At 63.4% G+C, this 21,353-nt stretch carries 20 protein-coding genes; 14 read left to right on the forward strand and 6 right to left on the reverse strand.

Features of this window, described 5'->3' with window-relative positions:
- The first annotated feature begins 52 nt into the window (after positions 1-52).
- From ACTORR_RS04565 to ACTORR_RS04595, 7 genes are all read left to right on the forward strand, one after another.
- The gene (locus tag ACTORR_RS04565; RefSeq protein WP_313365972.1) at positions 53-493 is read left to right on the forward strand and encodes an NUDIX hydrolase; all 441 of its coding nucleotides are present in this window, start codon (positions 53-55) and stop codon (positions 491-493) included.
- Positions 494-552: 59 nt separating this feature from the next.
- Positions 553-1,677: a tRNA 2-thiouridine(34) synthase MnmA gene (gene mnmA / locus ACTORR_RS04570; RefSeq protein ID WP_054886823.1), complete on the forward strand. Its 1,125-nt coding sequence runs from the start codon at positions 553-555 to the stop codon at positions 1,675-1,677.
- Positions 1,674-2,300, forward strand: coding sequence for a high frequency lysogenization protein HflD (gene hflD / locus ACTORR_RS04575; protein WP_313365973.1), 627 nt, complete (start codon positions 1,674-1,676; stop codon positions 2,298-2,300). The genes mnmA and hflD overlap by 4 nt, the downstream gene beginning before the upstream one ends.
- A gap of 189 nt (positions 2,301-2,489) precedes the next feature.
- The gene (gene purB / locus ACTORR_RS04580; protein ID WP_054886825.1) at positions 2,490-3,860 is read left to right on the forward strand and encodes an adenylosuccinate lyase; all 1,371 of its coding nucleotides are present in this window, start codon (positions 2,490-2,492) and stop codon (positions 3,858-3,860) included.
- Between the two features lie 81 nt (positions 3,861-3,941).
- Complete coding sequence (locus ACTORR_RS04585; RefSeq protein ID WP_054886826.1) at positions 3,942-5,108, forward strand: ribosomal protein uL16 3-hydroxylase; 1,167 nt, start codon at positions 3,942-3,944, stop codon at positions 5,106-5,108.
- The gene (locus ACTORR_RS04590) at positions 5,101-5,529 is read left to right on the forward strand and encodes a GNAT family N-acetyltransferase (protein ID WP_054886827.1); all 429 of its coding nucleotides are present in this window, start codon (positions 5,101-5,103) and stop codon (positions 5,527-5,529) included. Before ACTORR_RS04585 ends, ACTORR_RS04590 begins: the two co-directional genes overlap by 8 nt.
- A gap of 162 nt (positions 5,530-5,691) precedes the next feature.
- Positions 5,692-7,650: a DNA topoisomerase III gene (locus tag ACTORR_RS04595; RefSeq protein WP_313365874.1), complete on the forward strand. Its 1,959-nt coding sequence runs from the start codon at positions 5,692-5,694 to the stop codon at positions 7,648-7,650.
- 129 nt (positions 7,651-7,779) lie between these two features.
- Here the strand turns inward: ACTORR_RS04595 and ACTORR_RS04600 are convergent, their stop codons facing one another.
- The 3 genes from ACTORR_RS04600 to ACTORR_RS04610 form a co-directional block, all read right to left on the reverse strand.
- Positions 7,780-8,877: an extracellular solute-binding protein gene (locus ACTORR_RS04600; RefSeq protein WP_054886829.1), complete on the reverse strand. Its 1,098-nt coding sequence runs from the start codon at positions 8,875-8,877 to the stop codon at positions 7,780-7,782.
- Positions 8,877-9,986, reverse strand: a complete 1,110-nt coding sequence (gene aguA, locus ACTORR_RS04605; protein WP_313365503.1) for an agmatine deiminase — start codon at positions 9,984-9,986, stop codon at positions 8,877-8,879. The genes ACTORR_RS04600 and aguA overlap by 1 nt, the downstream gene beginning before the upstream one ends.
- A gap of 93 nt (positions 9,987-10,079) precedes the next feature.
- Entirely contained in the window at positions 10,080-10,967 is an 888-nt protein-coding gene (locus tag ACTORR_RS04610) for a LysR substrate-binding domain-containing protein (RefSeq protein WP_262110212.1), read from the reverse strand.
- Between the two features lie 233 nt (positions 10,968-11,200).
- On the opposite strand from ACTORR_RS04610, the gene ACTORR_RS04615 reads away from it, so the two are divergent.
- From ACTORR_RS04615 to ACTORR_RS04635, 5 genes are all read left to right on the forward strand, one after another.
- Positions 11,201-12,490, forward strand: a complete 1,290-nt coding sequence (locus ACTORR_RS04615) for an NAD(P)/FAD-dependent oxidoreductase (RefSeq protein ID WP_313365504.1) — start codon at positions 11,201-11,203, stop codon at positions 12,488-12,490.
- Positions 12,483-13,034 (forward strand): helix-turn-helix domain-containing protein, encoded by a 552-nt coding sequence (locus ACTORR_RS04620; RefSeq protein ID WP_054887258.1) that lies wholly within the window; start codon positions 12,483-12,485, stop codon positions 13,032-13,034. Before ACTORR_RS04615 ends, ACTORR_RS04620 begins: the two co-directional genes overlap by 8 nt.
- A 9-nt stretch (positions 13,035-13,043) precedes the next feature.
- A complete protein-coding gene (locus ACTORR_RS04625; protein ID WP_313365505.1) occupies positions 13,044-14,396 on the forward strand; it encodes a glutamine synthetase family protein in 1,353 nt (450 codons plus the stop codon).
- Between the two features lie 192 nt (positions 14,397-14,588).
- The gene (locus ACTORR_RS04630; RefSeq protein WP_313365506.1) at positions 14,589-15,419 is read left to right on the forward strand and encodes an alpha/beta fold hydrolase; all 831 of its coding nucleotides are present in this window, start codon (positions 14,589-14,591) and stop codon (positions 15,417-15,419) included.
- Positions 15,420-15,618: 199 nt separating this feature from the next.
- A complete protein-coding gene (locus tag ACTORR_RS04635; RefSeq protein WP_313365507.1) occupies positions 15,619-16,398 on the forward strand; it encodes a TSUP family transporter in 780 nt (259 codons plus the stop codon).
- Between the two features lie 6 nt (positions 16,399-16,404).
- Here ACTORR_RS04635 and ACTORR_RS04640 read toward each other — a convergent pair whose 3' ends face one another.
- The 3 genes from ACTORR_RS04640 to ACTORR_RS04650 form a co-directional block, all read right to left on the reverse strand.
- Positions 16,405-17,202, reverse strand: coding sequence for an RHS repeat-associated core domain-containing protein (locus ACTORR_RS04640; RefSeq protein WP_313365508.1), 798 nt, complete (start codon positions 17,200-17,202; stop codon positions 16,405-16,407).
- 158 nt (positions 17,203-17,360) lie between these two features.
- Positions 17,361-18,191, reverse strand: coding sequence for an NAD(+) diphosphatase (gene nudC, locus ACTORR_RS04645; protein ID WP_099815398.1), 831 nt, complete (start codon positions 18,189-18,191; stop codon positions 17,361-17,363).
- A gap of 34 nt (positions 18,192-18,225) precedes the next feature.
- Complete coding sequence (locus ACTORR_RS04650; protein ID WP_054887235.1) at positions 18,226-19,038, reverse strand: crotonase/enoyl-CoA hydratase family protein; 813 nt, start codon at positions 19,036-19,038, stop codon at positions 18,226-18,228.
- 161 nt (positions 19,039-19,199) lie between these two features.
- Between ACTORR_RS04650 and ACTORR_RS04655 the strand changes: the two genes are divergently transcribed.
- Positions 19,200-19,835 carry a dihydrofolate reductase family protein gene (locus ACTORR_RS04655; RefSeq protein WP_313366067.1) on the forward strand — a complete coding sequence of 212 codons (636 nt, stop codon included), beginning with the start codon at positions 19,200-19,202 and terminating at the stop codon, positions 19,833-19,835.
- Between the two features lie 287 nt (positions 19,836-20,122).
- Positions 20,123-21,076 carry an IS110 family transposase gene (locus ACTORR_RS04660; RefSeq protein WP_212632438.1) on the forward strand — a complete coding sequence of 318 codons (954 nt, stop codon included), beginning with the start codon at positions 20,123-20,125 and terminating at the stop codon, positions 21,074-21,076.
- The last annotated feature ends 277 nt before the right edge of the window (positions 21,077-21,353 follow it).

The raw sequence follows: 21,353 nt of genomic DNA on the forward strand, positions 1-21,353 counted from the left end.
TTGCCTGCGATGGACCGCAACGCGGCCCCGACATTCTGAAAGGACACCGCATATGACCTGGCAACCGCACATCACCGTCGCCACCATCGTCGAACACGAAGGCAAATTCCTCTTCGTCGAAGAATTCAAAGCCGGCCAGCACGTCTTCAACCAACCCGCCGGCCACCTCGAACCCAACGAGACCCTGCCCCAGGCCGCCCTGCGCGAAACCCTGGAAGAAACCGCCTGGGAAGTCGAGCTCACCGGCGTGGTCGGCATCTACCTCTACACCGCCCCGAGCAATGGCGTGACCTACCAGCGCATCTGCTTCGCCGCCCGCCCCGTGCGCCACCACCAGGACCTTGCCCTGGACAGCGACATTGTCCGCGCCGTGTGGCTGACCCGCGAAGAACTGCTGGCCGACCCCGCTCGCTGGCGCAGCGAACTCGTCCCGCGCTGTCTCGACGACTACCTCGCCGGCCCGCTGCACAGCCTCGACTTGCTGCGTGACTGACGCGCCGCGCCGGTTTTGCTAGAATCGGCGTTTTTCCCCCTTGATACACACCGGTACCCATGACCAGCCCAGCACTCAAAGACCCCGCCAAGACCCGCGTCATCGTCGGCATGTCCGGCGGCGTGGACTCATCCGTCTCTGCCCTTCTGCTCATGGAACAGGGCTACCAGGTGGAAGGGCTGTTCATGAAGAACTGGGAAGAAGACGACGGCACCGAATACTGCACCGCCCGTGAAGACCTGGCCGACGCCCAGGCCGTGTGCGACCGCATCGGCATCAAGCTGCACACCGCCAACTTCGCCGCCGAATACTGGGACAACGTGTTCGAGCACTTCCTTGAGGAATACAAGGCCGGCCGCACGCCCAACCCGGACATCCTCTGCAACCGCGAAATCAAGTTCAAGGCGTTCCTTGATTATGCCCTGTCGCTGGGTGCCGACCTGATCGCCACCGGCCACTATGTGCGCCGCCGCGACTCCGGCGCGCTCACCGAACTGCTCAAAGGCCTGGACCCGAACAAGGACCAGAGCTACTTCCTGCATGCAGTTGGCGGCAAGGAAATCGCCCGTACACTGTTCCCGGTCGGCGAGCTGGAAAAGCCCGAGGTGCGCGCCATCGCCGAAAAACACGGCCTGGCCACCGCCAAGAAAAAGGATTCCACCGGCATCTGCTTCATCGGCGAGCGCCGCTTCAGCGACTTCCTCAAGCAGTACCTGCCAGCCCAGCCCGGCAACATCGAAACCACCGAAGGTGAAGTGATCGGTCGCCACCACGGCCTGATGTACCACACCATCGGCCAGCGCCAAGGCTTGGGCATAGGCGGCCTGAAGGACGCCGGTGACGAGCCGTGGTACGTGTTGCACAAGGACCTGACCCGCAATGTGCTGGTGGTCGGCCAGGGCAACGAGCACCCGTGGCTGTTCTCCCGCGCCCTGCTTGCATCGGAAATCTTCTGGGTCAACCCGGTCGACCTGAGCAGCCCGCGCCGGCTGACCGCCAAGGTGCGCTACCGCCAGAGCGACCAGCAATGCACGCTGGAGCTGACCGCAACCGGCTACCGCGCCGTGTTCGACGAGCCGCAGCGCGCCGTGACCCCGGGCCAGTCGGTGGTGTTCTATGACGGCGATGTGTGCCTGGGTGGCGGCGTGATCGAGACCGCCGAGCCGTGGAGCCCGCGCGCATGAGCAATCTGCAGGAGCAGCTGATTGCCCTGGGCGGCGTGTTCCAGGCCGCCGTGCTGGTCGACCGCATCGCCCGCACCGGCCAGGCCAGCGAAGCCAACATCGGCTGCATGCTGGGCAGCCTGCTGGTGCGCGCCCCCAAGGACACCCTGGAGGTGTTCGGCGGCGACGACCTCAACCTGCGCGACGGTTACCGCGCCCTGGTCGGCGCCCTCGAGCGCGACCCCAGCAGCCTGCAACGCGAACCGCTGCGCTACGCACTGTCGATGCTGGGCCTTGAGCGCCAGCTGAACAAGCGCGGCGACCTGCTCGAAACCATCGGCAACCGCCTGCCGCAAATCCAGTCGCAGGCCGACCATTTCGGCCTGGCCCATGAAAATGTCATCGCGTCCAGCGGCGCGTTGTACCAGGACACCCTGAGCACCTTGCGCCAGCGCATCCAGGTGCACGGCGACATGCGCTTCCTGCAGCAGGCCAGCAACGCCTCGAAGATCCGCGCCCTGCTGCTCGCCGGCATCCGCGCCGCACGCCTGTGGCGCCAGCTGGGCGGGCATCGCTGGCAGTTGGTGTTCAGCCGGCGCAAGCTGCTCAACGAACTGTACGACATGATGCGCACACCGTCCTGAAGAAAAACGCCGGACCTGTAGGAGCGGCCTTGCGTCGCGAAAGGGCTGCGCAGCAGCCCCAGAATCGCCGCCCCAGCATAGATTGCCGGGGCTGCTGCGCAGCCCTTTCGCGACGCAAGGCCGCTCCTACAGGGATTTTTCATGTATGATATGCGCCCTTCCAAAAGCCTGACTGTCCGAGAACACCCCATGCAGCTTTCTTCGCTCACTGCGGTTTCCCCTGTAGACGGCCGTTACGCCGGCAAAACCCAGGCCTTGCGCCCCATTTTCAGCGAATTCGGGCTGATCCGTTTCCGCGCCCTGGTCGAAGTGCGCTGGCTGCAGCGCCTGGCCGCCCACCCGCAGATCGGCGAAGTGCCGGCGTTCTCCGCCGAAGCCAACGCCCTGCTGGACAGCCTGGCCACCGACTTCAAGCTCGAGCACGCCGAACGCGTCAAGGAAATCGAGCGCACCACCAACCACGACGTCAAGGCGATCGAATACCTCCTCAAGGAGCAGGCCGCCAAGCTGCCTGAGCTGGCCAAGGTCAGCGAGTTCATCCACTTCGCCTGCACCAGCGAGGACATCAACAACCTGTCCCACGCCCTGATGCTGCGCGCCGGCCGTGACGATGTGCTGCTGCCGCTGATGCGCCAGATCGCCGACGCCATCCGCGCCCTGGCCCATGCCCATGCCGACGTGCCGATGCTCTCGCGCACCCACGGCCAGCCGGCTTCGCCGACCACCCTGGGCAAAGAGCTGGCCAACGTCGTGTACCGCCTGGAGCGCCAGATCGCCCAGGTTGCCGCCGTGCCGCTGCTGGGCAAGATCAACGGCGCCGTGGGCAACTACAATGCCCACCTGTCGGCTTACTCGCAGATCGACTGGGAACAGAACGCCCGCGCCTTCATCGAAGACGAGCTGGGCCTGCAGTTCAACCCGTACACCACCCAGATCGAGCCGCACGACTACATCGCCGAGCTGTTCGACGCGATCGCTCGCTTCAACACCATCCTCATCGACTTCGACCGCGACGTCTGGGGCTACATCTCGCTGGGCTACTTCAAGCAGAAGACCGTGGCTGGCGAAATCGGCTCGTCGACCATGCCGCACAAGGTCAACCCGATCGACTTCGAAAACTCCGAAGGCAACTTAGGGATAGCCAACGCACTGTTCCAGCACCTGGCCAGCAAGCTGCCGATCTCGCGCTGGCAGCGTGACCTGACCGACTCCACCGTGCTGCGCAACCTGGGCGTGGGCTTCGCTCACAGCGTCATCGCCTACGAAGCCAGCCTGAAAGGCATCGGCAAGCTGGAAGTCAACCAAGCCCGCATCGCCGCCGACCTGGACGCCTGCTGGGAAGTCCTCGCCGAGCCGATCCAGACCGTGATGCGCCGCTTCAACATCGAGAACCCCTACGAGAAGCTCAAGGAACTGACCCGTGGCAAGGGCATCACGCCAGAAGCGCTGCTGACCTTCATCGACGGCCTCGATATGCCGGCCGACGCCAAGGCCGAACTGAAGCTGCTCACCCCCGCTACCTACATCGGTAACGCGGCAGCCCAGGCCAAACGCATCTAAGCTGACCGTCGCGTTCAACGCCCGGCCTGGCCGGGCGTTTTTATTCGCGGACGAAAATTACGTTTTTTCAATAGGTTGAACATGAATCCTGATACTCCACTGCAGCTGCTCGGCGGCATCTCGGCCCGCGAATTCATGCGCGACTACTGGCAGAAGAAGCCGCTGCTGGTACGCCAGGCCTTCCCGGACTTCGAAAGCCCGATCGACCCCGACGAGCTGGCCGGCCTGGCCCTGGAAGAGGAAGTCGAGTCGCGCATCGTCCTCGAACACGGCGCCCACCCGTGGGAGCTGCGCCGCGGGCCGTTCAGCGAAGACACCTTTGCCGAACTGCCAGAGAAGGACTGGACCCTGCTGGTGCAGGCCGTCGACCAGTTCGTCCCGGAAGTCGCCGAGCTGCTCGAGCACTTCCGCTTCCTGCCGAGCTGGCGTATCGATGACGTGATGATCAGCTTCGCCACCCCAGGGGGCAGTGTCGGCCCGCACTTCGACAATTACGACGTGTTCCTGCTCCAGGGCCATGGCGAGCGTAACTGGAAAATCGGCCAGATGTGCAACAGCGACAGCCCGCTGCTTGAGCACGCCGACCTGCGCATCCTGGCCGAATTCGAACAGAGCGGCGAATGGACGCTGGAGCCGGGCGACATGCTCTACCTGCCGCCGCGCCTGGCCCACTACGGCGTCGCCGTGGACAACTGCCTGACCTACTCGGTCGGCTTCCGCGCCCCAAGCGCCGCCGAAGTGCTGACCCACTTCACCGATTTCCTCGGCCAGTTCCTGCCGGACGAAGAGCGCTACAGCGACGCCGACGCGCAACCTGCCAGCGACCCGCACCAGATCCAGCACGATGCCCTCGACCGCCTCAAGGCGTTGATCGACAAGCACACCAACGACAAGGACCTGCTGCTGACCTGGTTCGGCCAGTTCATGACCGAGCCGCGCTACCCGGAACAGGTGGTCGGTGAAGAAATGGACGAAGACGAGCTGATCGAAGCCCTGGAAGACGGCGCCATCCTGATCCGCAACCCGAGCGCGCGGCTGGCCTGGTCCGAACTCGGCGACGACCTGATGCTGTTCGCCAGCGGCCGTAGCTGCCCACTGCCGGCCAAGCTGCGCGAGCTGCTGAAGCTGGTGTGCTCGGCCGATGCGCTACACATCGACAACCTTGAGCAGTGGTTGCAGGATGAAGATGGCCTTATGCTGGTCCAGCAGCTGATCAAACAAGGAAGCCTGGGATTCGCCAATGAATAAGATTCGTGTGCGCCTTGCCGACTGGCACAAGGATAACGCTGATATCCGCCGTATCCGCGAAGCCGTGTTCATTGCCGAGCAGCATGTACCACCAGAGCTGGAGTGGGATTCGGACGATCCGGGCGCCGCACACTTCCTGGCGCTGGAAGGCGACTATCCGATCGGCACGGCTCGCCTGCTGCCTGACGGCACCATTGGCCGGGTCTCGGTGCTCAAGGACTGGCGTGGGTTGAAGGTCGGCGATGCACTGATGAATGCAGTGATCGTCGAAGCGCAGAACCGTGACCTGAAGCAGCAGATGCTCAGTGCACAGGTGCATGCCACGCCGTTCTACGAGCGCCTGGGCTTTCGCGTAGTCAGCGAGGAGTTCCTCGAAGCCGGCATTCCGCACGTGGACATGGTACGCGACTCGCGCGCCTGAAACCTGCACTGGCCTCTTCGCGGGCATGCCCGCGAAGAGGCCAGCACAGGTAAAGACACTCCCCCTCACAAAAACCTGTACATCCATCCAGATAAAACTTGCCTCCGCGCCCCTGCTTGCGCATCCTAGTGCCCATCATTCCCCGATGAAGCGTTCCCGGCCATGCGCCTGTTCCTCTGCGAAAAACCCTCCCAGGCCAAAGACATCGCCAAGGTGCTCGGCGCCAACCGCAAGGCCGACGGCTGCTGGCAGGGCACCGACGTCTGCGTGACCTGGTGCATCGGCCACCTGCTGGAAACCGCCCCGCCCGACAGCTACGACGACCGCTACAAGCGCTGGAACCTGGCCGACCTGCCGATCATCCCGGCAAAGTGGAAGATGCTGGTCAAGCCCAAGACCGCCAGCCAGTTCAAGGCGGTCAAGCGCCTGCTCGGCGAAGCCCGCGAACTGGTGATCGCCACCGACGCCGACCGCGAAGGTGAAATGATTGCCCGCGAGCTGGTCGAGCACTGCCGCTACCGCGGCCCGATCCAGCGCCTGTGGCTGTCGGCCCTGGACGACGCTTCGATCCGCAAGGCCCTGGCGCGCCTGCTGCCCGGCCAGCAAACCTTCAACCTCTACCATTCGGCCCTGGGCCGCTCCCGCGCCGACTGGCTGATCGGCATGAACATGAGCCGGCTGTTCACCCTGCTCGGCCGCCAATCCGGCTACCAGGGCGTGCTGCCAGTGGGGCGGGTGCAAACCCCTACCCTGCGCCTGGTGGTCGACCGCGACCGCAGCATCGCTGATTTCGTGCCCGTGCCGTTCTGGGCCATCGATGTCCAGCTGGAAAGTGCCGGCCGGTCTTTCAACGCCCAGTGGCGCGCACCGGAAGACACCTGCGACGACCAGGGCCGCTGCCTGAACCAGGCGCTCGCCCGACAGGCTGCTGGCGACATGCAAGATGCCGGTACGGCGCGGGTATTGAAAGTCGCCACCGAGCGCGTGCGCGAGGCCGCACCGCTGCCCTTCGACCTGGGCACCCTGCAGGAGCTGTGCTCGAAAAAGTTCGGCCTCGGCGCCCAGGAAACCCTCGACATCGCCCAGGCGCTGTACGAAACCCACAAGCTGATCACCTACCCGCGCAGCGACTGCGGCTACCTGCCCGTCAGCCAGCACAGCGAGGCGCCAGCCATCCTCGCGGCGCTGCAGCGGGCGGACGCCAGCCTGGCGCCGCTGCAAGCCCACCTTGAGCCACAGCGCCGCTCCCGCGCCTGGAACGACGCCAAGGTCAGCGCCCACCACGGCATCATCCCCACGGCAGCCGCCAGCGACCCGGCACGCCTGCCGGCCAAGCACAAGGCTGTCTATACCCTGATTCGTGCCCGCTACCTGGCGCAGTTTCTACCCAACCACGAGTACGATCGCACCCAGGTCGAGTTCGACTGCGCCGGCCATGCCCTGCGCGCCGTCGGCAAGCAGATCGTCCAACCCGGCTGGCGCCGCGCCCTCCCCGAAGCGCTGACCCCGGCCAGGGGCCGCGAGGCCCAGCCAGCCCAGGTGCTGCCGGCCCTGCGCGAAGGCCAGGACTGCAACGTGCATGATGTGCAACTGAAGGACCTGTGGACCCAGCCACCGAAACCGTTTACCGAAGGCGACCTGATCAAGGCGATGAAGAACGTCGCCAAGCTGGTGGACGACCCACGGCTGAAACAGAAGCTTAAGGAAACCACCGGCATCGGCACCGAAGCCACCCGTGCCAGCATCATCCAGGGCTTGCTCGACCGTGGTTATCTGGTGAAGAACGGCAAGGCACTGTCTGCCACCCCTGCCGCGTTCAGCCTGATTGACGCCGTGCCCCGCGCCATTGCCGACCCTGGTACCACGGCCATCTGGGAACAGGCACTGGACATGGTGCAGAGCGGCGAGATGAGCCTTGAAGAGTTCGTCACCCGGCAGTCGGCGTGGATGGGCAAGCTGGTGGAGCGTTGCCGCGGGATGCGCATGACCATTACCGGGCCGGCGGTGGGCAAGGCGGCGCCTTGGAAGAAGAAGCGGCGCACTACCAGTAAAGGCAAGGCGTCTGATGGCAAACCAGCTGCCAGCAAGCCGCGGCAGCCACGGCGCAAGGCCTCTGGCTGATGCAGCGCTTGTGCCGGCCTCCTTCGCGGCTAAAGCCGCTCCCACAGGTACTGCATAGATGCCGAAGGCGGTGCTATCCCTGTGGGAGCGGCTTTAGCCGCGAAGAGGCCGGTACAGCCACCACAAATTCTAAGTCCCACTCTTCAGCCGGCTGAATGCCCGGGTCAACTCGCGGTTGAACGCCTTGCCATTATCATTCTTGCCATACAACCGCGCCCGCACCTCAGCCGACGGATAGGTCCCCGGCGCATTGCGGATCTGCGCGTCCACCAGCCCATCCGCCGCCGTAATCGCGTTGGCGTAGTGAATGGTGTCGGTAATCGGCGCGATCACATCCGGCCGCATCAGGTAATCCACCAGTTTCCACGCGGCATCCGGGTGCGGCGCATCCTTGGGCACCACCAGCGCATCCAGCCAGATCAACGTGCCCTCCTTCGGAATGCTGTAGTCCAGCACAAACGCCTTGCCCGCCTGCTGCGCCTGCCCTTCGGCGATGGCCACGTTGCCGTTCCACGACATCGCCACGCAGGTTTCGCCATTGGCCAGGTCGTTGATGTTGCGGTCGTTGTCGAAGTAGCGAATGTACGGGCGCACCTTGCGCAGTTGCACCTCCGCCGCCTTCAGGTCCTCAAGGCGCTGCTGGTTGATGTCCAGGCCCATGTAGCGCATCACTGCGGCGAACACTTCGTTGGGGTCGTTGAGCAGACTCACCCCGCAGTCGGCGAATTTCGCCACCACCTGCGGGTCGAACAGCATCGCCCAGCTGTCCAGCGGTGCATCGCCCATGCGTGCCTTCACCGCCTGCTGCTGGTAGCCCACCCCGGTGGTGCCCCAGGCATAGGTCCCGGCATAGCGGTTACCCGGGTCGAACAAGGCCATGTGCTGGCGGAACTCTTCACCCACCCCGGCCAGGTGCGGTAGCTGGGCTTTGTCCAGCGGCTGCAGGGCGCCGCTGGCAATGGCCCGGCTCAGGTGCTGGCCGGCGGTGAGCACCACGTCGTAGCCACTGCCACCGGTCAGCAGCTTGGTCTCGGCGGTTTCCAGCGAGTCGAAGTGGTCGGCCACCACACGAATGCCGGTTTCCTTTTCGAACCGGGTCAAGGTATCGGGGGCAAGGTACTCGCCCCAGATGTACAGGTTCACGGTCGGCTGTTGTGCGTCGGCAGCCTGGGCCGCCGAGGCGGCGCAGCCCAGGGCGAGCGCAAGGGTGAGTGCGCTCGGCTTCATCAGCGGCGGCCTCCAGCGTATTGCGGCATGGTGATGCAGGCGACGTTGCCGCCACCGAGCAGGATCTCGCGGGAGTTCTCGATACCGATAATGCGGTGCTCGGGGAACAACTCGGCCAGTGTCGCCTGGGCAATTGCGTCATTGCGATCGCCAAACAGCGGCACGACGATGGCCGAGTTGCCCGCGTAGTAGTTGATGTACGAAGCACAAATCTGGGTGCCGGCCTCGCGCAGGTGAGTGCCTTCGACCTGGTCCAGCCCTGCGGCCTCTTCGGCCGTCCATTGCAGCACGTCGGGTTGCGGCAGCTTGTGCACCTTCAGTTCACGGCCACGGGTATCGCGGGTGCTGCGCAGGATGTCGTAGGCCTCCTGGTAGATTTCCCACTGCGGGTCGTCACGGTTATCGGTCCATTGCAGCACCACTTCACCGGGGCGCACAAAGCAGGCCAGGTCGTCGACGTGGCCATCGGTCTCGTCGAACTTGCAGCCACGCGGCAGCCAGATCACCTGCTCGGCCCCTAGGTAGTCTTCAAGGCGACGGGTCACCTCGGCCTTGCCCAGGTGGGCGTTGCGGTTGCGGTTCAGCAGGCATTGCTCGGTGGTCAGCAGGCTGCCCTGGCCGTCGCTCTGGATGCCGCCAAGCTCGGCGATCAGCGGCGCGCGATAGCGGTCCAGGCCTTCGATCTCGAGGATTTTCTGGGCGATCTGGTCGTCCTTGTCCCACGGGTAGTAGAGGCCGCCATCGAGCCCGCCATAGGCGTTGAACTCGAAGTCGACGCCACGCACTTCACCACTGTTGTCATTGACCACGAAGCAAGCACCGCTGTCACGGAACCAGGTGTCGTTGCAGGTCATTTCCACTACCCGGACCTGCGGTGGCAGCAGGCGCCGGGCATTGACGTACTGGCCAGCGGAGGCGCAGACCGTGACCGGCTCGCTGGAGGCGATTGCCGTGACGATCTCGACCCAGACCTTCTGCGCAGGCTTGGCGCCATTGCGCCAGACATCCGGGCGCTCTGGCCAGCCGAGCCAGCAACCCGCCTTGCGCTCGAATTCGCCGGGCAGGCGGAAGCCATCGGCCTTGGGGGTGGTGGTGAGCGAACGTGCCATGGGTCAACCTCGTATCGGTGGGTGATGGCTGCACGCTACGCCGCCCCGCTTGCGGCATCCAACGACGAAAACTCAGCGATAGCTGAATTCAATTCAGCTATCGCCCAGCTGTTCGATGAACCATTCGATGAAGTCAGCCACCGGTGCCCGCTCAAGGCGCAGCCGTTCGCACACCAGCGCGTATTGCCCCTGGGCCGTCACGCTGGCACTGAACGGGCGCACCAACCGGCCGCTCTGCAGGTCGGCCTGGCAGGTCAGGTTGTCGCCCATCGCCACGCCCTGCCCCAGCAGCGCAGCCTCCAGCGCCAGCGCGGCATGGGGGAAGTACAGCTGACGGGTGGGCAAGGCGTCATCGGCGTGAGTGGCCAGCCAGGTGGTCCAGGTGCGACCGTCCTGGTCATCGTGCAACAGGCAGTGGCGCACCAGGTCACGCGGGCGCTTGAGCCCGCCCTGGTTGAACAGGCCCGGGCTGCAGACGGGGAAGAACTGCAGCAGTGGCAGCGGCCGGACGAAGTGGGTGCTGGCGTCCAGGGCGCTGGTGCCGTAGGTGATGGCCAGGTCGACGTCCAGCGCCGGGGCGCCGGCATCGATCGGCTGATCGTGCAGGTGCAGGGTGATGTGCGGGTAACGGCTGCTGAAATCGGCCAGGCGCGCGACCAGCCACTTTTGCGCCAGCTCCGCCGTCACCGCGATCCGCAGCACCGCTTGCGAGGCCGGGTCGCGCAGCTCGTCACAGGCCTTGCCGATCAGCTCGAAGGCCTGTTGCAGGTGATGCAGCAGGCGTTCGGCTTCGGCACTGGGGCGCACCTGGCGGCCGACGCGCTCGAACAGGGCGACGCCGAGCTGCTCTTCGAGCTGGCGAATCTGGTGGCTGACGGCGCTGTCGGTAACGCACAGCTCGGCGGCGGCACGGCCGAAGTGGCCATGGCGGGCGGCGCATTCGAAAGTGCGCAGGGCAGTCAGGGAAGGCAGGCGGCGCATTGTTTTTCCTGTCAGGGCCTCGGGGGCTGCTTTGCAGCCCTTTCGCGACACAAGGCCGCTCCTACAGGAATCCGCGCTCGTCTGTAGGAGCGGCCTTGTGTCGCGAAAGGGCTGCGCAGCGGCCCCAGAATCATATATGCAACGAAGATTCAAAGACGAACGGTGTGGCGCCATGAAAATTACCTGCTAGATTTTCATGAAAATAACCACAATAAATTTCACGAGGCCAAGGCATGTTCAAGCAATCCGCCCAGCACGTCGCCAGCTACTACGCCCAGACCTACCCCGCCAGCATCCCCCTGCGCCCTACCCTGCAAGGCTCGCACGACAGCGATGTGCTGATCATCGGCGCCGGTTTCAGCGGCCTGCACACCGCGCTGCGCCTGACCTTGGCCGGCAAGCGCGTGACGATGCTGGAAGCCAGCCGAGTGGCCTGGGCCGCTTCCGGTCGCAACGGAGGCCAGGCGCTGCTGGGCTGGTCGTGCGATATGCCGCCCCTGGAGAAAGCGCTGGGCGTGGAACGCACCCGGCGCCTGTGGGACAGCATGTGCTGGGCCGCCGACGAGATGCGCGAGCTGCCCCAGCGCCATGGCTTCGACATCGATTACCGGCTCGGTAGCCTGTGGACCGCCGTGTTGCCCCGCCGGATAAAGATGCTCGAAGAAGCCCTGCACGACGCCGAGCACAAATGGGGCTACGACGCCCTGCGCCTGATCGGCCGCGACGAGCTGGCGCAATGGATCGACAGCCCGCGCTATCAGGCGGCGCTGTATGACGCCAAGGGCGCGCACCTCAACCCGCTGAAACTGGCCCAGGGCCTGTCCGCCACGATCGAAGCCCATGGCGGGCGCATCTTCGAGCAGAGCCAGGTGCTCGGCTATCAGCCCAGCGCCAACGGCTACGTGGCCCGCACCGAGCATGGCGAGGTACGTTGCGGGGTGCTGGTACTGGCCTGCAACGCCTACATCGACCGCCTCGACCGTGGCCTGTCGCGCCGGCTGCTGCCGGTCGGCTCGTACCAGGTGGCCACCGCGCCGCTGGATGCCGAGTTCGCCCGCTCGCTGCTGCCGCGCAACAGCTGCGTGATCGACAACCAGTTCGTACCCGACTACTTCCGCCTCACCCCCGATCACCGCCTGCTGTTCGGCGGTGGCTGCACCTACCTGGGCGGCATTCCAAAGGACGTCGCCAGCGCCACGCGCCCCTACCTGGAAAGGGTGTTCCCGCAACTGGCCGGGGTGGCCATCGATTATGCCTGGGGCGGCCACATCGACTGCAGCATCCAGCGCACCCCGGACGTCGGTCGCGAGGGCCTGCGCTATTGGCTGCAAGGCTTCTCTGGCCACGGCGTGCTGCCGACCCTGGCCGCCGCGCGGGCGGTCAGCGACGCCATTCTCGGCGACGATGACCTGCTGGCGTTGTACCAGGGCATCGACAACGGCCGCTTCCCGGGCGGTGACCTGCTGGCCGCACCGCTGGAGGCAGCGGCCAAGGCCTGGTACAGGATGCGCGATCATGTCTGAAGACGCCCAGGGCCTGGCCCTGCTGATTCGCGACTTGCGCAAGCACCGCGGGCTGACCCTCGATGAGCTGGCGGGCAAGGTCAAACGCTCGCTGGGCTTTCTGTCCCAGGTCGAACGGGGCCTGTCGCAGCCGACCGTGGCCGACCTTACGGCCATCAGCGAAGCCCTGCAGGTGCCGACCACCTACTTCTACCAGGCCAGCCAGCCACCCGCGCTGGACTGGGTCACCCGCCCCGGCGAGCGGCGCACCATCTACTACGCCGAAGGCATCAGCGACGTGCTGGTCTCACCGACCCTCAACGGCCGTTTTGCCATGCTCGAAAGCCACCTGGCGCCCGGCGCCAGCAGTGGCGAGGGGCACCTGGACGACAGCTCCGAGCAAGGTGGTTTCGTCCTCGAGGGCGAACTGACCCTCTGGCTTGCCGATGACGAACAAGCCGTGACCCTGGCGCCCAACGACAGCTTCCAGCTGCCGCCCAACCGCCACTTTCGCTACGCCAACCTGACCGACCAGACGACCCGCGTCCTCTGGGTATTCCGATGAGAGCACAGCATGACCCTAACAACAGGCTTTCCCGATCTGCTCAGTGAAGTCCGCGCGTTCCGTGCCCGCCACCCCGACGTCAGCCATGTCGACCTGCTCAGCCTTGACATCCCTGGGCACTTCTACGGCAAGCGCTACCCGATCGACATGCTGGAAAAGGTCGCCGCCGGCAGCCCGCTGAAACTGCCGCAGAATTGCGTACTGCTGGGCGTACAAGGCGGGCTGTTCCCGATCGGCGACTACTGCTTCAACGACGGCGACCCGGATGCCATCCGCCGCCTGATCCCCGGCACGCTCAAGCCGGTGACCTGGGAGCGCGAGCCACTGGGGCAGATGCTGATCAGCTCCGACGGTACTGCCGCGCCTATCGAGTTCGAACCCCGCGAAGTCCTCGCCCGCGTGCTGCAGCGCCTCGAGCGACGTGGCATCCGCCCGGTGGTGGCGTTCGAACTGGAGTTCTACCTGTTCGACCGGGCGCTCAAGCAAGGGCTGCCGCAGTTCCCCCGCGACCCGCTCAGCGATGACCCGGACGACCAACCCAACATGCACATCGAACGGCTGTCGCGCTTCAGCGACGTGCTGCATGACATGGTCGACACTGCCCAGGCGCAGGGCGTGGACGCCAACGTGATCACCGCCGAACTGGGCCCCGGCCAGTTCGAGATCAACTTCGGCCACTGCGACGACGGCCTGCAGGCGGCCGACTGGGCCGCCCTGTTCTGCCGCAGCACCCGCGGCGTCGCGCTCAAGCACGGGCTGCGCGCCTCGTTCATGAGCAAGCCCTACCTGCAGGCGCCTGGCAGCGGCATGCACGTGCATGTGAGCCTGTACGACCAGGCCGGCAACAACCTGCTGGCCGCCGACCAGCAGCGCCCGCTACGCCACGCGGTGGCCGGCTGCCTGGCGCTGCTGCCGCATTGCATGCCGATCTTCGCGGCCAACCACAATGCATTTCGCCGCTATAGCGCCATGGTCAATGCCGCCAGCCGTGCGAGCTGGGGGTTCGAGGACCGCGATGCGTGCATTCGCATTCCCGAATCGGATGCGCGCAATCTGCGTATCGAGCACCGGCTGGCGGGGGCGGATGCCAACCCGTACCTGGTGCTGGCGGCGATCCTGTGTGGCATGGAGCATGGGCTGGATGCCGCGCAGGAGCCGATTGCGCCGCTGAACGAAGATCGCAGCAGCGGCATCGATTTCCCCAAGGACATGCTCGGCGCGGTCGCGGCCATGCGCAGTCACCCGGCAGTGAACGAAGGGCTGGGGGAAGAGTTCGTGATGGTGTACTGCGAGAACAAGCGCCAGGACCATCTGGCGTTCATGCAGGAAGTCAGTGCGCGGGAGTACCGCTGGTTCATGTGACATCGGTGATGGCCTCTTCGCGGGCACGCCCGCTCCCACAGGTCCTGCGCTAGCCTCAATGCCTGTGCGATACCTGTGGGAGCGGGCGTGCCCGCGAAAAGGCCGGTACTGCCACTACAAACTTCAATGCCGTGCGCAATCCCTCCTATTCTCAATAGCTCACTTCGGTTCGTGCACTGAGGAGACACGACCATGAGCTACGTAACCACGAAGGATGGCGTTCAGATTTTCTACAAGGACTGGGGACCGCGCGATGCGCAGGTCATCCACTTCCACCATGGCTGGCCGCTCAGCGCTGATGACTGGGACGCACAGATGCTGTTCTTCCTGGCCAAGGGCTTTCGCGTGGTCGCCCACGACCGCCGCGGCCACGGGCGCTCCAGCCAGGTATGGGACGGCCACGACATGGACCACTATGCCGACGATGTCGCAGCCGTGGTCGACCACCTGGGCATCCAGGGCGCGGTACATGTGGGCCATTCCACCGGTGGCGGCGAAGTGGTGCGCTACATGGCCCGGTATCCTGGTGACCCGGTGGCCAAGGCCGTGCTGATCGCCGCCGTGCCACCGTTGATGGTGCAGACGCCGGCCAATCCTGGCGGCCTGCCCAAGTCGGTGTTCGACAACTTCCAGGCCCAGGTCGCCAGCAACCGTGCACAGTTCTACCGGGATGTTCCGACGGGTCCGTTCTATGGCTACAACCGACCGGGTGTGCAAGCGTCGGAAGGCGTCATCGGCAACTGGTGGCGCCAGGGCATGATCGGAAGCGCCAAGGCGCATTACGACGGCATCGTGGCGTTCTCGCAGACCGATTTCACCGAGGATCTCAAGGGTATCAAGCAGCCGGTGCTGGTGATGCATGGGGATGATGACCAGATCGTGCCCTACGAGAATTCCGGGCCGCGGTCAGCCAAGTTGCTGCCCAATGGCACCTTGAAGACCTACAAGGGGTACCCGCATGGCATGCCGACTACCCATGCCGATGTGATCAATGCGGATCTGCTGGCGTTCATCCAGAACTGATAGGGTTTGCAGTACCGGCCTCTTCGCGGGCAAGCCCGTTCCCACAGGTTTGCGTCAACTTCAAGACCTGTGCAATACCTGTGGGAGCGGGTTCACCCGCGAAAGGGCCGGCACTGGCAACCGTTTGCGCCCAGGATTACCATGTCCCCTTCTAGCGCGGCCATTTGCCGCACGCCCTGCCCTCTGCCAGTCAGCCCCCATGCCCTTCGAACTCACCGTAGAACCGCTCACCTTACTGATCCTCGCCCTGGTCGCCTTCGTCGCCGGTTTCATCGATGCCATCGCCGGTGGCGGCGGCCTGCTGACCACTCCGGCGCTACTCACCGCCGGCATGCCGCCACACCTGGTTCTCGGCACCAACAAGCTCAGCTCGACCTTCGGCTCGGCCACCGCCGGCTTCACCTACTACAAGCGCAAGCTGTTCCACCCGGCGCAATGGCGCCCCGCCCTGCTCGCGACCTTGGTTGGCGCCTCGATCGGTGCAGTGGTGGCCCACTACATGCCAGCCGAGTGGCTGAACAAGATGCTGCCGGTGATCGTCTTCGCCTGTGGCATCTACCTGCTGTTCGGCGGCACGCCCAAGGCACCGCTGGATGCCGATGCGCCGATCAAGAAGAAATGGCAGTTCCCCCAAGGCTTCACCCTCGGTTTCTACGACGGTGTGGCCGGCCCCGGCACCGGTGCGTTCTGGACCGTCAGCACGCTGCTGCTCTACCCCATCGACTTGGTCCGCGCCAGCGGCGTGGCGCGCAGCATGAACTTCGTCAGCAACATCGCGGCGCTGACCGTGTTCATCATTTCCGGGCAGGTGGATTACATCGTTGGCCTGTGCATGGGCCTGTCGGTGATGGTCGGCGCCTTCTTCGGCGCACGCACGGCGATCAGCGGCGGCAGCAAGTTCATCCGCCCGGTGTTCATCACCGTGGTGCTGGCGCTGACCGTGCGCCTGGCGTGGCAGCACTGGTTCGGGTTGGTATGACCCCACCTATTCCTTACGGCGTATTCGGCCAACGGGATTGAAAGTTATCGGGGTGGCGGTTCTTCGAACGTACGGTACTGGAGGTAGCTCGAAAAGCCCTAACCAGGGATGATTTTCTGCTTGCGTGTTCATAAACCAATCGTCAGGCGTCAGCACATTGTGACGGTATCCAATCACTGGTCTATTCAACGCATTAGCGACTTCCTGTGCTGCACCGCTCGCCCCTGACTTGCAAGCAATCAGATAAATTGGCTTATTTGGATCGGCTCGATAAGATTTCAACCCCTTCAGTCTAGGAGCAATTTCCTTCATTGCTACTTTTCTGGCAGATACCATATTCCCATGTTCATTCATAAGCCGCGGGCTGCCGTCAGCGTGGCCATGCGTTACAAACCCCGCGTTACCAGTCTTAAAAACTTCCTTATGAAATGTGGTTGATGAGACCCCCTTCCGACCCGGGAACAAAACTTGATAATCGTCCTCAAAAGTTATCGATTTTTGGAATAATGCCTTAAGCCAGCTCATGCGCCCTGATGGATCAACACGATTAACAGGATCACTAGCGCAATAAGCATAAGTATTTATTCCACCCCTATCAAATGGGCTCAAGATGTCGGGCGAAAGAAACCTTTGCAATGCACAACTGAGAGCTCTATAGCCATTACCCAGCATGTAAAAGCCTGTAAAGGAGTCTCGCAACTGCGCGTTGAATCCCAGTAGCGATTCAGTTGTGGCAGTACGGTTATAACCATAAGGCGTATAGGCGCGAGAGACAGGTAATTTGGCGCGACCACCGTAATGCATAAGACTCTCCTTGAAATCGCCGCCACAACTCTGCTGCCGGGGACTAAACTGAGATCAACGTAGGCATTTCCCCTTCAGGTTAACGGCCCCTGCCATTGTAAAGTTCAATTCGGGCTCAGCAACTATCAGAAATGACAGTCCCCTTGATAACCACAAACCTAGCGTGGCAGCACTGGTTCGGGCAGGCCTACGCGGCGCGCCACGTAAAGGTCGATCAAGTATCGGGCGATGGACCGCCCGGCCGGCAGTGGCGGTAAGTCGTGCACGCTGAACCACTTGGCGTCCTCGATCTCGTCCGGCTGCATGACAATCTCGCCCCCGGCGTATTCGGCATGGAAGCCCAGCATCATCGAGTGCGGGAACGGCCAGCACTGGCTGCCGATGTACTGGATGTTGCGCACCTCCACCGCCACCTCTTCGCGCACCTCTCGTACCAGGCAGTCTTCGGCGGATTCGCCCGGTTCGGCAAAGCCCGCCAGGGTGCTGTACACGCCTGTGACGAAGCGCGGCGAACGGGCCAACAGGATCTCGTCGCCACGGGTCACCAGTACGATCATGCTCGGCGAGATGCGCGGATAGCTGCGCAGGTCGCAGGGCTGGCAGTACATCGCCCGCTCCCAGCGGATCTGCGTCATCGCCTGGCCGCAACTGCCGCAGAAGCGGTGCTCGCGGGCCCAGGTGCCGATCTGCGCGGCATAGCCCAGCACCTTGTAGGTGTCGAAGTCGCCTTCCAGCATGAACGCGCGCAGGCCACGCCAACTGCAACCCGGTACTTCGGTCGCGCTGCGCAGCTCCAGCAGGAATACCGGCTCGCCATCGAAATGGCCGATACCGTGCTCGCACAGCACCTCCAGGTCCTGCCGCTTGAGCCAGTCGCGGGGGAACAGCGCGCCGTTGGCGTCCACCAGGAACCCTTCCGGGCTGCGGGCCACGGCCAGCCCCCCGGTGATCTGTGGGTCGAGTACTGCGGTAGTCCAGCGAGCTGACATGTCGGGGGTTCCTTTGCTGCGTCCCCCGGCCCGGTCAGTCGGCGAACGTCGGTTTCTGTTTGCTCATGTGCGCCGCCACGGCCACGCGCAGGTCTTCGGACTGCAGCATCGCGGCGTTCCAGGTGGCGATGTAGTCCAGGCCATCGTCGATGCGATGGTCACGCATGTAGCTGAGCATCTCCTTGGTGCCGGCCACGGCGATCGGCGATTTTGCGGCAATCTCGCGGGCGATGGCAAAGACCCCGTCGAGCAACGCGGCCTGATCATCATAGACCCGGTTGACCAGGCCGATGCGCAGCGCCTCGTCAGCCTCTACATTGCGCCCGGTGAAGGCCAGCTCACGCATGATGCCGTCGCCGATGATACGTGGCAAACGTTGCAAGGTGCCGACATCGGCGGCCATGCCCATGTCGATTTCCTTGATCGAGAATTGCGCATCGCGGCTGCAATAGCGCATGTCGCAGGCCGAGATCAGGTCGATTGCGCCGCCAATGCAGTAGCCCTGGACCGCCGCCAGCACCGGCTTGCGGCAGTTGTCCACGGCATTGAAGGAGGCCTGCAGGCGCTGGATGGTCTTGCGCAGGAAGCGTGCGTTGCGGCCAACATCCTTGCCCATCTGCCCGGCCAGCGACGCCAGCATCATCAGGTCGATACCGGCGGAAAAGTGCTTGCCGGCACCGCTGATCACCACTGCGCGCACGGCCTCGGTGTCGTCGATCCACTGGAAGACATCGACGATTTCCGTCCAGAAGGCCGCGTTCATGGCGTTGATCTTTTCCGGGCGGTTGATCTGCACATGGGCGATGTTGTCGGTCAGTTCGACCTTGAGCGCGGTGTATTCGGTCACGGGCGGCACTCCTGTGGGGAAAGGATTCACGGCATGGATGGTAACCCAGGCAGGTGACCGTGCTTGTGCCAAAAACGGGACTGCATGCCCTGTCGAAATCGCCGCGCGCCGTTCGACCATAGGGTGAATCATCACATCGGCAAGCCTTTCAGGAGAGCCCCATGCGCAAACTTATCGTAGCCGCCTTCGTCAGCCTCGACGGGGTCATGCAGGCCCCCGGTGGCCCTCAGGAAGACACCAGCGGTGGTTTCACCTTTGGCGGTTGGCTCGTGCCCCATGCCGAGGAAGTGTTTGGCCAGGCCATGCAGGCGTTGTTCAGCCAACGGTTCGAATTGCTGCTGGGGCGGCGCACCTATGACATCTTTGCCGGCTACTGGCCGAAGGTGAAAGACGATACCGAGGACTTCTCCATCGCCAAGCTGTTCAACAGCGTGGCCAAGCATGTCGCCACCCATGATCCCGACAGTCTCGAATGGCATAACAGCCATGCGCTGGGCGCGGATATTGTGTCAGCGGTGCGAGCCCTGAAGCAGCAGCACGGCGCTGATCTGCTGACCCAGGGCAGTGCCAATCTGGTGCAGCAACTGCTCGCCGCCGGGCTGGTCGATGAGCTTCAGTTGCTCATTCACCCTGTGTTGCTGGGGCATGGCAAGCGGTTGTTCAGTGATAATGCGGCGCCTGGGGTTTTCACCCTGAAACATTCGCAGGTAACGCCGAAGGGCGTGATCATTGCCCGCTATGTGCGTAAGGGCGAAGTCGAGACGGGATCGTTTGATTTACCGCCGGAGAATGGGTGAGGGCTGACAGGTGCCTGCCGACAGATTTGTAGCGCCTGTGAGATCGAGCGCCGCCCGCGCGGCGCATCGCGGGCAAGCCCGCTTGTATGGTTAGACTTGAAGGGGTGGTGGGACTAAATGCCCGATTCTGACTGTTAGCAGCAGTACAGACCGTGGGAGACATCGCCCCACCCCTTCCACCAAAGCGCCGATAAAGAATGCATCGTTTGCAAGCGACGATAGAAGCAAGCCAGCGCCTCTTGGTGAAACCCCTTCAAGCCGAAAAACCATAACGTGAGGAGCCGCCCATGGCAATGCAGGCAGGTAAGTTAATCGTGGGTGCGGATGTCGCGAAAGCTGAGCTGGTTATCCACCACGATGATCGCGATGAAATTATCAGACTGAAAAACTCCAAACCCGAAATCAAACGCTGGCTGAAACAGCAGCCCCTCAATACTGCAATTGCTGTTGAGGCGACCAATGTCTACCACCTGGACTTGGTTGAGCAGGCCCATAGCCTGGGTTTCGAGGTTTATGTCATTGATGGCTTTCAACTGAGCAACTACCGAAAAAGCGTTGGAGGCCGGGTTAAAACTGACCCTTCCGATGCTCGATTGCTGTCCCGTTTTCTGAAAAATGAAGGCGAGGACCTTCGCCCTTGGAGCCCCCCTCCAGCGGTCTACGGCAAGCTTCAAAGCCTTCTGCGACGCAGAGCCGCCCTGGTGACTGCTCGCACTGCGATGACCCAGAGCTGGGCTAACGAAAGCCTCTTGCAAGCCGCCTTCGAAACCTTTGTGAAATCAATAGATCGGCTGGACAAGTTGATCCAACAGAAGATCAAGGAAGTGTTGCGAGAAGCTGGGCTGCAGGAGCAAGTCGCTCGCTGTCAGGCAGTAGAGGGCATTGGTTTTCTCACCGCCGCAGCATTGGTGATGGCTTTTATGAGGGGCGAATTCAAAAGTAGCGACTCGTACATCGCCTTTTTGGGAATGGATTTACGGGTTAGTGATTCTGGACAGAAAAATGGACGGCGTCGTCTCACCAAGCGAGGTTGCTCAGAAATTCGTCGCCTATTGCATAACGCTGCGATGGCAGCCAGCAGATCGGCCGCTTGGAAAGGGCTTTATGAACAGCACCGGAAATCTGGTAAAGCAACAACTCAAGCTCTGGTAATCCTGGCTAGAAAGCTCGCGCGGGTGGCATTCGCCCTGATGAAAAATCAGGACGAATACGTCACCAAAGGTGGGAAACTGGCTTGCTGAAAACCATAGAATCTCCCACATCTGTTTCGGGCCAGTCTCTCCTGTGAAGCCAACAGGGACCGCCTTGTTGGTATGGCGATGCATCTGAGTGGGCGCTGATGTCGCTCCACTTGTCTCCAGTCATGCACCAAGGCGGATCCTGTTGGCGGTACAGGAGTAACTGGCCCGAAACAGATGTGGGAGCGGCGGTGCGGCGATCCGACTTGCCCGCGATGCGCCGCGCGGGCGGCGCTCGATCTCACAGGCGCCAAATAACTTAAGCCAGGAACAACCAATA

It is taken from the genome of Pseudomonas sp. SAR267 (genome assembly GCF_052077595.1).
In the GTDB taxonomy this organism is placed as follows: domain Bacteria; phylum Pseudomonadota; class Gammaproteobacteria; order Pseudomonadales; family Pseudomonadaceae; genus Aquipseudomonas; species Aquipseudomonas vlassakiae.